This is a genomic window from Paenibacillus sp. Y930, assembly GCF_056786375.1.
Window position 1 is genome coordinate 72100 of sequence record NZ_JBXCIX010000007.1, and the last position, 14711, is coordinate 86810.

Genomic DNA, 14711 nt, shown 5'->3' on the forward strand with positions numbered 1-14711 from the left:
GGTCAAAATGAAGAGAATCTTCATAAGAAAGCGGATTTGATTCTTTTTACCTAAACAAAAAAACCATAATTTACATCAATATAGACGTAAATTATGGTTTAAAAGTTTCTGCATTCGTAAATATTATATTTATGCTAATGCATCTTTGCGCAATAGCTCTGCTTTGTCAACGCGTTCCCAAGGTAAATCAACATCTGTACGGCCAAAGTGACCATAAGCAGCTGTTTGAGAATAGATTGGACGACGAAGATCAAGCATTTTGATAATGCCTGCTGGGCGAAGATCAAAGTTTTTGCGAATAACATCAACTAGCTTTTCTTCAGCAACATTGCCTGTACCGTAAGTATCTACACTGATCGATACGGGTTGAGCCACACCAATAGCATAAGCTAATTGAATTTCACATTTATCAGCAAGTCCTGCTGCAACGATGTTTTTAGCTACATAACGAGCTGCATATGCTGCGGAACGGTCTACTTTCGTAGGATCTTTACCAGAGAAAGCACCACCGCCATGTCTGGCGTAACCACCGTAAGTATCTACAATAATTTTACGTCCTGTAAGACCAGCATCACCTTGAGGTCCGCCGATTACAAAACGACCTGTTGGATTAATAAAGTATTTTGTTTCTGCATCAAGCCATTCCGGAGCAACAACTGGCTTAATAACATGCTCCATAATATCCGCTTGAATCTGCTCAAGCGTTGCTTCTTCAGCGTGCTGCGTAGAAACAACAATGGTATCTACACGTAGTGGTTTACCATCTTCGTACTCAATCGTTACTTGAGTTTTACCATCTGGGCGAAGGTAATCCAATGTATCATTTTTACGCACTTCAGCCAAACGACGAGCGATACGGTGTGACAATGCGATAGGTAGCGGCATAAGCTCTGGAGTTTCATTCGTTGCAAAACCAAACATTAGGCCTTGGTCACCTGCACCAATATCTTCATTCTCTTGCTTAACATCCTTACCATCACGAGATTCAAGGGCAGCATTAACCCCTTGAGCGATGTCAGCAGACTGTTCATTAAGAGAAACCAATACTGCACTTGTCGCGGAGTCAAAACCATACTTCGCACGAGTGTAACCAATATCCTTAATCGTACGACGAGCAATAGATGAAATATCAATAAAGTCTGCACTACTACTAATTTCCCCTATAACAAGTACTAAACCTGTAGCAACTGCAACCTCACATGCAACACGCGCATTAGGATCAGCTTCCAAAAATGCATCTAGAACCGCATCAGAAATTTGGTCACAAATCTTATCTGGATGACCTTCCGTTACTGATTCTGATGTGAATAAATGGCGTCCTTTTACCGACATCCGTATCAACCTCCCATTTGCTAACTATATGAATATATAAGAATATACATGATACACAAAAAATGAACCTTTCCCCTAAGGAAAAGGTTGTAATACAATACTTCTAAAATAAAATAATACAGAAAATTAGCCTTTATGTCAATGCAAGTAAATTTTTCTAATTGTAATTTACGTAGCGGATTTACTTTAGCGTGGTCCGAGTACTTGCTCCGCATGTTGGATCAAACGCTTCGTAATTGAACCACCAATATACCCTACATTTCTTGTTGACATGGTAGACCAGTCAATTCCACCTGCACTTTGCGAACCACTGCCAAGTTCATCGGCAAATTCCGAGTTAAAATCAGTGTTCGCAGCGCCTACTATACCTAGTTCTGCCGCTATTTCATACTTCATTGCATTCAAAGCTGCCTTACATTCTGGTACTACACAACTACGTTTTGCCATTGAAAACCCTCCATATGATAAAATAATTACTTTCATATTATGTCGTGATTAGCCAATCGCTACACTGATGAAACATTACTAAACATCCCTTATTTTTACTCCGTTGCACTTATTAGCGTGATTGGGAAGTGAACAAATCAAAAAACCTTATCTCACGGTAAGTAAGATAAGGTTTTTCTAATGATTGATTATATAGCATTATTGCAAATAATAAGAACCTTTAACAAGGACCGTTAGCGAGCCTGTAGTGCCTGCTGCTGCTTGAATACCTCGTCCATCCCTTGGGAACCATATCTCATGGTTTGCTGGAACCGCTACGCCGCTCTTAATATCAATGCCTGCAGTTACATCGGAGATCCCATTACTATCGGAGCTGTAAGCTACAGCTTTACCAGTACGAATAACGATTTCACTTCCTGCATTAACCATCAGGATGCGATCAGCAGGAACAGTAACCACTTCTAATGTAGCTGTTGCCCCGCCTGTGGAGCCATCTCCAGACAACTTAGCGATTTGCTCGTCTACATAGCTTTTCGTAACGACTGGATCTGTTACAGTCCCAGGAGTTACTGAGCTAGTGCCAACAGATAATGTATTTCCAATTAATGAGCCGCCAATGATACCAACAGCAATAATTGCAGATGCACCTAACCATTTCAACTTACTCATCCTATTCATTCCTCTCTTAACAAGTACTCTATTAATAAGATACTAGATTAAGAGAGTTATGACTAGTATTTTCACCAATTGAACTAATAACTACATTAGTTCAATATTAATGTTTTAGTTGCAATTTTATGTTTATATCCATCAACTACATCATACACATTAACATTGTATTCTTTAATATTTTTGTTCGTAACTAATTTACTTGTAAAGCTCAACTTAACTTCTCTGCCATTACCGAGAACAAACTTATTCTCGTCTTTATCCTCACCACCTAATGTGAACAGTTTAGAGAATACAATTTTCGGTGCAGTTGGATCTTCAAACTCAACTAATAATTGATGCTCTTTCGGATAACTCGTAACATTTTCATTCAGCTTCATACTATAATCAAAATAGAGTTCTAATGTATCCATCTCGAATTCATCCGATGAACCATATAATACGTTGAAATATTCAAGATCAATTAAATAATTCATCACTGAAAGATCAGTAAAGCTATCCTTCACAACGCTTGGTTTGAATGTATGAGCAGCATACACCGGACTTAACATTGCGACTGCACTATCTTCACCTAAAGTGATTGCCTCGCCAAAGTGAATTTCTACTTTCTTATCCTCAAAGTTTTTCGGAATAACAGACCAAGCTGACAACGTCATTGTTGCACCTGGCAGAAGCTTATTTTTAGACTCCGCAAATGATAAATCAATAATATCTCCCGTAGCATTAGACAGATATCCTGTAAGTGAACCTGGAACTACTGCACGTTTCTCATTGTTTGTATATTCTACTTGTGTATACAAAAGGTTGCTTCCTACTCCTTCATACAATTGTGAGTTTATGACGTCTACAGTTGCACGTTGACCTACCGTTGCAATAGAATACGATTGATTAACGCCTAGTAATTGAGCATTTTGCAAAATGCTTTCAGCAAATGTATGAATTTGTTTTTTATTTTCTGGATCTGTAATATCCGTCATGCCAAATTTGTATGTTTTGACATCTTGCGTGTAAGGAATTTTCGTATAAGCTAATACACGATAGCTTGCCCCTGGCGCAATAGCTAATAATCCATCCATATCCAAAAATGTTGTTGCCGTTTCTTTCAATTTCACACCATCGAGAATGAATTGACCAGCCAAATCTAACTTACCTTTAGCCAATTTACTTGTATTCGTAACAAGATACTCAGCAATTAAGAGGTCATTCATATCGTTAGGCGTACGTTGCAACGATACTTGCTCGATCGTCAAACCACTATAAGTAACCTTTTTAGATCCAGCATTCGATGAATCGGGTAGATCGTCGCCTTTCATTACAATCTTGAAATTGCCTAAGAAACTCTTTGCTGTCGATGTTTCATTCTCGTAGAAAATAACTAATTGACTAGTTGAAATTACTCCTGCATTCGGTATTTGTCCAGATATTTCAACATCTTTCTTAATTCCTGGTAATAAGGTTACTTTAGCATCTGCTGCTATTGTGAGCGGATATAAATACCCCTCTTTAGTCTTCACATAATAATTAATATTGTTCACTTCAAATTGCGCAGACTCTTTATTTAACAAAGTTACAGTAGTCTTAAATTCTGTACGATTTTCATTAGTAGCAACTGAGCTTTTATTCGCATTGAATTGAATCTCGTTACCATTAATAGATATTAATCGAGATTTATCAATAGTCAGTGCAATTGTATCTTCCAATTTAGGAAAATTCATAGTAATTAAAGGCACAATCACTGTCTCTTTACTATAATAAGCCTGTAATTCTAATGATTTTTTCAAGTCTTCGATTGGAACCGTTGCAGTTACTATTAATTGTTTTGTCTCATTCGCTTTTAACGTTACTTCAGTATATACGGGATCAACTGAGTATACTTTAGAACCACCTGCAACCAATTGATAGCTTACACCTTCCAAGTTTTGCGAGATGGAAGATTTATTAGTCATGGTTAAAGCTATATTAATGTAACCATATTTATCATCACGATACATCTTGTAATCTGTCATCGACAAATCAAGTTTTTGATTATTAATAGTAATACTCTTCTTGGCTTTATATGCTACATTGCCAAAACTATTAGTTGTCAATGTACCTAGCTTTGACTCATAGCTAGACACATCAAAATCCCATTTAATAATATCTATGTATAAATCAGAAATCGATACATTTTTTTCAACTTGAGCATAGAACGTCAAATATTGTGTTGAATTAACAGGAACTAATTCTTTTGTTTTATCCGTCTCAATCAACTTTGTAATATATGATTTTTTAGACGTTTTGATTTTTGCCCAATAATCAATAAGCGGCAAGCTTTTACTTGAATTATTTTGAATTTCTAACGTGAATGTAACTAACTTACCGTTTTCTTGAATCAAATATTCTACATCAAATAATTCTGCACTAACATTACTCATTAATGAAACTTTAGATTGCGAAGCTGTTGAGACATGCATTACTTGACTTATATTTAAACTTAAAATCAAAGTAATCACTAATAAAAATTTCATTACTTTTGTATTCCTCATCGTTAATATAGACATAGTTTCCCTCCTTAGTAATCTATATATTAAACGCTTAAGCTATGTATAAAGTTGCACTATAATGCAAATAATATATTAAAGAAGAAAAAACCCTAATCATTCTAAGAATGATTAGGGCCTTTCCCGATTATTCAATCGTAATGTAGATTAGGTTAATTACTTAATACTAACGTTAACTACGAAGAATTTATCTTTGATTAGAACAGTTACAGTCGCTTTACCTTCGCCTACGAAAGCACCTGCAGCATTAACTACATCTTTGTTAGAAGAAACAAAGTCATAGTCTCCAGCTGGAACAACAATTTTAGCACCGTATTGATCGTAACCTACAAGAGCGTTACCTTTACCATCAGTACCAAACAATTGATCTTGAAGGTTGCTTGCAGTACCAGTTACAGTAATAGTTGTTTTAGCTTGAGATACAGTTGTAAGAGTTGGTTTAGTATCAACTACTTTAACAGTTACAGTTGCTACTTTAGCAGTTTCAATAATAACGTTAAATACTTCAGTACCCGCTTCTACCGCAGTAATTTCACCGTTAGCATCAATAGTTGCAACATTATCTTTACCGTCTTTAGCCTCAAACGTAGCATTAGCAGTTACGATACCAAATTTGTTACCATTTTTGTCTTTAGCATAAACAGTAATGTTCGCTGTTTTTGACATATCTTTATCAGCTTTAGTATTTCCAGTTGAAGCAGGGTTAACTTCGATTGTAGCATTGTTAATTTCAGCTACATATCCAGCTTCACCATTTTGATCTACGCGAGATACAGAAACTGATTTAGTGAATGACTTTTTACCGTCAGCAGATTTAACTACAATTTTAACAGTAACAGTACCATTTTTTTGTACCACAGGTGATGAAGGGTCTACAAGTTTTACAGTAGTTTTGGAATCACCTGCTCCAAAACCAACTGCTATTGGATCAACAACAGTTAAGTTATTGACAGGAGCATCTGCAGTAATTACAGCACCTGGCACTACGATTTCTTTACCAAATTGGTCAAGTGTTTTTACTCCAACTGCATATTCAATTTCAGTTCCAGCAGCACCAGCGCTACGGTTAACGATTTTAACAGAAGATTGGTCTACAGAAATTGAGCTAAATACAGCCTCATCTTTAATTGTTACAACTACAGTTTTAGATGTTTCAGAACCGCCAATTTTAGCTGTGATTTTCACAGAAGCAGTACCAGCTTGAACTGCAGTAAATGCACCTGTAGTAGCATCAACAACTAGACGTGAAGGGTTAAGAGATTTAAAGTTTACATCATCACTTCCAATAATAGCAGATGATGCAGTTTTATTATTATCTTGGTCTTCAGCAGTAAATACGATATCACCTGTATCTTTAGCATTTACTTCTAGGTTGTTATCAGAAGCGTTACCTGTAAGAGATACATCTGTAATGTTAAGAGATAGAGCTTCTTTAACAGTAATGATTGCATTACCAGTTTCGATGTTAGTTTCATCATCAACAGCTAGAATAACATTAACGATCGCAGTACCTGTAGTAGGACCAGCTTCAAATCCGTTAACTACTGAAGCGTTACTTGATTCAACAGTAAAGTCACTGTGATTAGCAGTGATGTCATCACCGTTAGCATCTTTAACAATTACTTTAAGGTTGTCAGCACCTACAGCAATTGTAGTTGCAGCGAACTCTACAGATACCGGAGTAGTTGCTTGGTATTTGAATTCAGCAGTTGCAGTTGCAAGAGCAGTAGCTTCGACACCAACAGCGTTAGTCAATGTAATTGTGTATGTTTTACCAGAAGAAAGATTGTCACTTAGAGCAACAGTAGCTTTCTTACCTTTTGTAGTGATTTGATCAACTAGATGTTCGTTACCATCAGCATCAACGACTGTTGCTTCTTCAACAGATTTAACATCTTCGTTGAACTCAAGGATAACAGCAGATTTAACAACTGCTTTTGTAGATACTAGAGCAAGATCAGTGATTTGGTAATCAGCAAGACCTAGAATAGTACCTAGTTTTTTACCGTTGATTTCGAAATCAAGAGCAGTTACTAGTGCAGTGTAGATTCCGCCACGAATAGCGTTGTCACCTGCTACTAGATCAGCAGATACTAATTTCAATTCAACAGCTTTTGCTAAAGACTCAGCATAAGGAACGTCAGTAACGCCTAATACGCGAAGTAGTACAGCAGCAAATTGTTGGTTAGTAATCGGATTGTTAACACCGAATACAGTTTCTTTTTCGCCAGTGAAGTATCCTTCAGCTTTCGCCCAAGATACATAACCATTGTAGAACTTAGAATCTAAATCAGTGAAACCGTGAGTGTTTGCAGTAGCTGCAGCTTTCTCTTCTACTTGAAGTAGACGAGAAAGTAGAACTGTTACGTCTTGACGTACCCATTCTGCATCCTCAGCAAGACCTTCAGAAGTACCTTTAATAATACCATAACCTTGTAATTTCTCACCTGCAGTTTTTGTTTCAGCTGCAGATACTAGTGTTGCGAACATGGAGAATACCATGGCAATCGCAACTAATAATGATAAACTTTTTTTCATAACCTTTTTTTCTCCTCCTCTAAATTGCTTCGGTTGTTGAGAGTTTTGTTTTGATAATAAATGGCTCGTTTTACTCATAGCCAATTCACCCCCTTCCTAGAGTAGAGCACGTAATTATAAAATAATGTCTACTAACACGACTTGATAAGTAACATGTTGTAGAAACTTGTAAACTAATGAGAGAGTACTGCTAGAATATGAGTATCACTATAACATTATACATTGTTGTACCCACACCGTAAAGAGTAAATTAAAAATACATTCCAAATATTTCCGAAATGACCACTTTTCATCGCCCCAACTCATCTTTACATATATATAGACGTATGGGCTAAGAAAAAGTTGCGTAAACTATATATCTTTTTTTCAATAAACGCGAAATCATAAATATGGAAATTGTTGATTCAATCATCTATATACTAGTATAGCTTGTACTAGATTTGAAGTCGATACCAAAGTTTTACCATCGGAAACAATAAACGGTACGGATTGATCCGTACCGTTTATTGTTCGTAGCTTAATTGTAGAGGGTTGGTAGCTTCTTCAGATCAGTCATGACACGAGTCATAATAATTGCCGCATCACTACGAAGCATTCTAGCCTTCGGATCGTACATATATCCAGCCTTCGGATCTGCTGTACTAATCGGCTTCCCAATAATGAAGCCCTTCTTCTGAATTGCTAATACAGATGGAATAGCATAGAAGTCGAAGTTGCCTCCATCCTTGAACGCTTTATCTAGCTGAGCCTTCGCTTTCGTTGAGCTCGTCTCCAGTTTCAATTCTAGCGCTCTTGCAAGAATAACGGCTGCATCCTGTCTTGTCAGCTGCCCATCTTCATCGAAGAAGCCTGGTCGCGTACCATTAACAATACCCGCACGCGCTGCCGTCTCGATATAACGATAATCGTAGATTGCTTCCGGGTTACTAGCATTGGTCATCGTCTCTGGATAATACGTAAAGTGTTTTTGTCCATCATAATTCAATGGCAGATCAAGCGCTCTAACAATCATACGCGTGAACTCACCACGAGTCACATAACGATCTCCACCGAATTGTGATACAGGTTGGAAAGCGTTCATAACCCCTTTAGCATAGATCGCTTCCATCGCTTCACGAGCATAACTGTGATCGATAATGTCATTGTAGCTGCGCGTTAGCTTAGCTACAACATAGTAGCCGAACTTAGTAAATGGCACTGTAATTGTACCTTTCTTCGTGTCTACTACTCCACCAACATTTTCCCATGATAATTCTACTGGATCAAAACGGAACACTGTAATTGTAGTTCCTGCACTAGCAACAATACTATTGTCATACGTCATTGTTAATGAACCAACATTACTTGGTAATAACTCACGATCATATTGTAAATGACGGCTTGCAAAGTTTTCATGATAATCCCCTTCAATGTCAGGGAACGGGAATGGGTCAAGCCCCCCTGTAATCGGATCAAACTTATTCGTTGTAACAGGGTCATCAGCTAGTCCAGCATCAATCCAGTACATCGGACTTGCTTTAATATAACGGTTAGCAATATCTTCAAATCCTGTTTTCACCCATAGATAACCGGTTGATTTGCTTTCTGCCGTATAGTTAGGTGCTTGACCATCATACATATGACGATCTACAATTCCATCCTCGGAGTTGGCAATGGCGAATATTAGTTTATGACCATTAAACACTTGCGTTGCGTGATCATCCGTCTCATAGAACTTAGAACGGATAAGATTTGTACTTTTCGGGAACGTTAGCGTTAAACTATTATTGAAGACTTTATGTGAATTTTTCATCGTCTCCATATATTGTGCACCTGGTATATTCGTAGGCACATACTTAACTGTAATCGTATCCGTTATTGTCGTATCGCCTCTAGTAATGGTGAACGATATTTTCGTATCTTTATTCGGCTTCAAGTCAGTAATAACTGCTTTGAATGCATTCACTCTTGAATCTGCTGTCTTATTGTAATCTAAGAACACTACTTTTTCTGCTTTCACTTTATTAACGATAACAGATTCAGCACCTGGAGAGTTAATAATGAATTCCACAAAGTTTTGATTCAAAATACGTTCTTCCGTTACTGGAGACTTGATCGTATACGGGATCGAGATCGGATTGACCTCTAGACGATACGTAGCACGAGGCCCAGCCTTACCCGCATTAAATACAGAAATAACATAAACTAATGGACTTCCATCCTCTGGCATCTTCTGACCAGTAATATCAAAGAAGAAGCTTTGGCGTTTTTTATCATAATAGAATGAAATATCAGCATCAGGGCTCAATACTTCAACACCATCATTATACACCCATGGTAATCCATCACCTGTCAACTCGTTGCCATCTATATCAAGCTTCTTTTTATTTTCATCTACTACTGAAAATTCATGCTTCCCAAGATCGAACTCAAGCGGATCATCATTCTTCCAGTTCGGATTCGCTATCGTTACAATATAGTTTCCGGGCTGAACGTCATCCACTCCAGCATAAACTGAACCATTACCGCTACCAGGCTCTGTCCCCAAATCAATAAAATCAAATGTTCCATATACGTTAAATTCTGCTTCCTTCGTCGTATAAATACCATTTGTAAATGTGAAATTCGGATCATTGCCTACTGGGGGCCATTCTTTACTTACGGAATACGGATATACGCCATCCGTCCCTTCAGCTGGAATAACTGGCAGATTAGTTGGAACAACATTGAATTTAATTGTACTTTCATAGCTATACGAATCTGTATAGAACATGAATTTCAGCGTGTTCTCCCCTGCCATATTCATATAAGCAAATAACTCATTAGCATCAGTCTCGGTTATCGTAACGGCACCAGCGCCATTAATAGTAGCAGCATCGAGTTTAAATTGAGGTGAATTAGGCACACCAGAGAATGATCCAATGTTGAGCTTAACATTATTCAAATATAGAAATACTGTTGCTTTTGCCGTAGGCGTAACTGAGGTATCATCAGCATAACGGATATCCTTTTCGTTAGCGATATTCATAATTCTACCAGAGAAACCACCCAATCTTTGAATAAGATCGATAGGCTTATCTTTGTACGTATCATAATTGACAGCCATTCCATCAACGATACTTTCAAATTTCACATATGGTCCATATTGCAGCTTGAAGATTGCAGTTTTCGTACTAATAACTGCGTTAGCACCAGTGCCAGCAGTAAGATTGAACTTCACTGTGTTGGTTCCTGACTTTTCCAAGTTGTCAAATTGCAGGAATACGCGCAAGTACTCCTTTGACACACCATCCACTATCTTAGTAATCTTTTCATTAAGCGGCGAACCATCTTTAGCGGTAATCACTTTATACAGATATGTCTTATTGTTTATTTCAACTTTGATGCGATTGTTCAAGCCAGCAACATCTGTTGATATTCCACCATGGTTAGCAATTAATAGCTCTACCGCCATAGGAACAGAGTATACTTCAATTCCACTGCTAGGAATGACCGTACCTTCTAACGCTTTAATCCTGTTATCATTCGTTGCTGCTACACGGTCTGATAATGTACCAACCTTCGTAGTCATCGTATGATCGAAGCCTGTCAAATAATTAACTTCTGAAATATACGGTAAGTTACCATCAAGCAACGTAAATTTACGTTCTCCTGAAACATTATTTTTTTTTCCATTTGGTGCTTTCAGTTTGTATTTGATTGGCGTATTAAAAGCTAATAAGTTACTTAGATCAAATGTGTAGTTCACCGTTACAAACTTAGAGCTTTTGTCGATAATAGCAGGGCTTATGCTATCAATTGTAATTTGAGGGTTTGTTATTGCACCATCAAATTCTATCGACATATTTCGCTCCAAAACATCGTACACTAAATCCTTCACTGTTGTATCTGCTGTACTATTAGTTAAGTCGATACTATAATCCACTAACGGGTCTTGCGTTGCAGGAAGACCAGCAACATCATATAACGGTAGAGCAATAATCGCCTTACCTGTAAGCGTTAGGCCTGTTGTGTTATTTACGTGATATTCCCCATTAAGCTTAACATCATAGCTGTTCGTACCGTCAGATATTTTCTCGTCATAATGTGTTACTTCACCATTGTATAACGTTACTAGACGAGATGTTTCAATAATCTGTCCACTATTTGTAACTTTGAAATTAATTGTGTTCATACCTTTTTTAATAACGATATTAGAAGCCAAAAATTTATAATCTGTTTGACTGACATTAAACTCAAAACTTTCTCCATTAACGACAAGTGTTACTCTGTTTGCGTTAGGAGCATTACCAACAATGGTAACCGTACTTGTTGCTGCAGGAGTAGTAGCGCTAGAGTAAAGCATCGTTACGCCACTTTCTGCTACGTCATAGGTTTGATTCTCAAAATGAATTTGCATATTGTTCAGCATCGGGCTATCAAGATACTGAATGTAGATGTACTCTTCCACTAGAGAAGTACCTGCAACACCTTTAAATGTAATTTTATTAATTCCAGGAAACAACTCTACACCATTTACTGTAATCGAATTATTACCTGTAGTCGTAATACCCGTTGAAATTTCTTGCGTTTTATTGAGTGGTTCATCACTACTTGCGGTTACTTGCTCCACCTTGTAGCTGATCGAAGAGCCTACTATTCCATTAATAGTCCCCGTCAAATCAACATACTTACTTGAAACCGTCCTTGCCGATGCCTTCACATCTTTCTCATTCGGGAACAAGAAGTAGCTACCTGCAGCTTCAACCTTGTTCGGCGACCCGTACATTGGAAGCATTGATATTAATAATGCAAATGATAAAACAATTGATAATATTTTTTTCAAGTGAATAACTCCTCTCTGACAACCTCATTTATTATTTATCTCCTATATGGACTGCAGATGAATACAGAACATATGTGACAATATATTGTAGCGTTGAATACTCCTTCCCACAATTTACATGTCCTGTCTAACATTAGACGCAAATATATCAAAAAAGTTCCATACTTTATTATATCGGCTGAAGTGTTACTCTTTTTGAGGGATTAGGAAATGAAAAAACGACTAAACATAAAATGTTTAGTCGTTTTTTCATTTTTATGATGTTATTTATCCTATTCGCTGCGTGATTCTGCATTGACTTTACCTAGCTTTAAGCCCATCTTCGTAAGCAGGTTAATGACTGGTCTTCTTGATTTGTCAACAATGCCGATTACTTCTGCACCAATTTGCAGGAAGAAGATGACTAGGCATACGACGGCAAATGTAATCCAGTTCGCTCCATTGAATTTAATAACGGCCGATTGAATAATGGCCATTGCACCGAAGATTGCAGCAATACCCCAGATCATTAATACCGTTTTGCGATGGCTGAAGCCAAGATCCTGCAAACGGTGATGCAGATGACCTTTATCAGGTGCAAAGATTGGTTTTCTGTTCACTAAACGACGAATAATTGCGAAAAACGTATCCGACAGTGGTACTCCAATAATAAGTAACGGAATAACAAATGATACGAGCGTAATTTGCTTAAAGGAGATCATCGATAACATCGCTAGACAGAAGCCTAGAAAAAGTGATCCTGAATCGCCCATAAAAATTTTGGCTGGATGAAAATTATATTGTAAAAATCCGATAATACCACCAAGTAATAATGTACTCATCAAAATAACAGGCTGGAAGCCCATAATAATTGCCATAATAAGTATCGTAGTAATTGCAATACCTGATACACCTGCTGCCAGACCATCAAGCCCATCAATAAGATTAATGGCATTCGTTACCCCTACAATCCATAGAATTGTAATTGGAATACCGATCCATTCCTTCAAATGCTGCATATTCTCGCCGAATGGCAAGCTAACAAAGCTAATATGAATATCGAAGCCAAATACTACAACACAGGCAGCGATAATCTGAAATAGAAGCTTAAGCTTAGCCGATAATTCAAAACGATCATCCAGTGCGCCTGTTACAATAATAATTGTACCGCCAACAAGCATCGCTTTCAAAAGATTAAGATCTTTCGGTAGCAATGTGCCTTCAGGAATTAAGGCAATAACGCAGAAAAAGGCTCCAACAAATGCAAGATAAATAGCAAGGCCACCCATACGTGGCATAATTCTCGTATGAACTTTTCGATGATTGGGCTTATCAATTGCTCCAACCATAAATGCGAACTTTTTCACCAATGGTGTCATCACCAAGGCAATTACAAGTGCAATTACAAAACCAACCGCATATACTGCTCCAATTGGCATAATAATAATTCTCCCCCTCTAATACGTACAAGTGGAAACAGCTGATCGCGTTGTGCTTATCATTCGCAAGTAGCCATCAACTTATCCAAGGTCTTGATGCCAGTTCTTTATATCAAGCATCAAACAGAATTATACTCCCCAGCAAGGTAAATTACTACTATCGTTTTTTAAAAATACGACAGAAATTTGATGAAATAACGTCGATTCCTAATTATTTTGTAATATTATCGCGATTTCGCATCACTTTAAGCATAAATCTTGGAATAACCATCATTCTTGGTAAACGTGTTGGTTCTTGGATTAAGCGGAATAACCATTCCAGTCGTGATCGTTGCATCCATTTCGGTGCCCGTTTCAATTGACCTGATATAACGTCAAAGCTTCCTCCAACACCCATAATAAGAGGAACCCCTAATGGCTTACGATATTTCACAATCCACGGCTCTTGCGTCTCTGCACCTCTAGCTACAAATAGTAGCTGTGGTTGCAGTGCCGCTATTTCTGCCACAACTTCAGCATCCTGGTCAGCAGTAAAGTAACCATTACGATAACCGACTATTCTAACTTGAGGGTATTGCAGCTGCAATGTTTTCGCAGCCGATTCAATAACAGCTTGACTCGTGCCAAGTAAATATACCTTCCAATGATGCTTTTCACCCTTAGTCATAAGCTCATGAATAAGCTCAATACCGGTCACTCGTTCTGGAATTGGATTGCCACCTTGCTCTGCTGCCCATAGTATTCCCGAGCCATCCGGTACAATCAGATCTGATCGAAGCATCATTTCTTTGTACTGTGGTTTTTCTAAAGCACTCATTACCATAATGGGATTGGCTGTTATGACATGGGTTTGGATATTCGCTTCAATACGGTCAGTTATATACTCCACTGTTTCTTGCTTACTCATCGTTGAAAAAGGAATACCAAAGATCGGAACTTTCGGGATAGGCTTGGTCAAAAGAT

Annotated in this window: 8 protein-coding genes; all 8 read right to left on the reverse strand. The window is 37.7% G+C overall.

Features of this window, described 5'->3' with window-relative positions; translation table 11 throughout:
• Positions 1-129: 129 nt before the first annotated feature.
• Complete coding sequence (gene metK / locus AC1TO5_RS18190; protein WP_482064257.1) at positions 130-1332, reverse strand: methionine adenosyltransferase; 1203 nt, start codon at positions 1330-1332, stop codon at positions 130-132.
• A 186-nt stretch (positions 1333-1518) separates the two neighbouring features.
• Positions 1519-1779 carry an alpha/beta-type small acid-soluble spore protein gene (locus tag AC1TO5_RS18195; RefSeq protein WP_482064258.1) on the reverse strand — a complete coding sequence of 87 codons (261 nt, stop codon included), beginning with the start codon at positions 1777-1779 and terminating at the stop codon, positions 1519-1521.
• Positions 1780-1977: 198 nt separating this feature from the next.
• On the reverse strand, positions 1978-2448 hold the full coding sequence (locus tag AC1TO5_RS18200) for a hypothetical protein (protein ID WP_482064259.1): 471 nt from the start codon (positions 2446-2448) through the stop codon (positions 1978-1980).
• Positions 2449-2543: 95 nt separating this feature from the next.
• Complete coding sequence (locus AC1TO5_RS18205) at positions 2544-4988, reverse strand: hypothetical protein (protein ID WP_482064260.1); 2445 nt, start codon at positions 4986-4988, stop codon at positions 2544-2546.
• A gap of 156 nt (positions 4989-5144) precedes the next feature.
• On the reverse strand, positions 5145-7604 hold the full coding sequence (locus AC1TO5_RS18210; RefSeq protein WP_482064261.1) for an S-layer homology domain-containing protein: 2460 nt from the start codon (positions 7602-7604) through the stop codon (positions 5145-5147).
• A 439-nt stretch (positions 7605-8043) separates the two neighbouring features.
• Positions 8044-12330 carry an S-layer homology domain-containing protein gene (locus tag AC1TO5_RS18215; RefSeq protein WP_482064262.1) on the reverse strand — a complete coding sequence of 1429 codons (4287 nt, stop codon included), beginning with the start codon at positions 12328-12330 and terminating at the stop codon, positions 8044-8046.
• A 272-nt stretch (positions 12331-12602) separates the two neighbouring features.
• Positions 12603-13748, reverse strand: coding sequence for a glycosyltransferase family 4 protein (locus tag AC1TO5_RS18220; RefSeq protein ID WP_482064263.1), 1146 nt, complete (start codon positions 13746-13748; stop codon positions 12603-12605).
• 211 nt (positions 13749-13959) lie between these two features.
• Positions 13960-14706, reverse strand: a complete 747-nt coding sequence (locus AC1TO5_RS18225) for a WecB/TagA/CpsF family glycosyltransferase (protein ID WP_482064264.1) — start codon at positions 14704-14706, stop codon at positions 13960-13962.
• Positions 14707-14711: the final 5 nt, after the last annotated feature.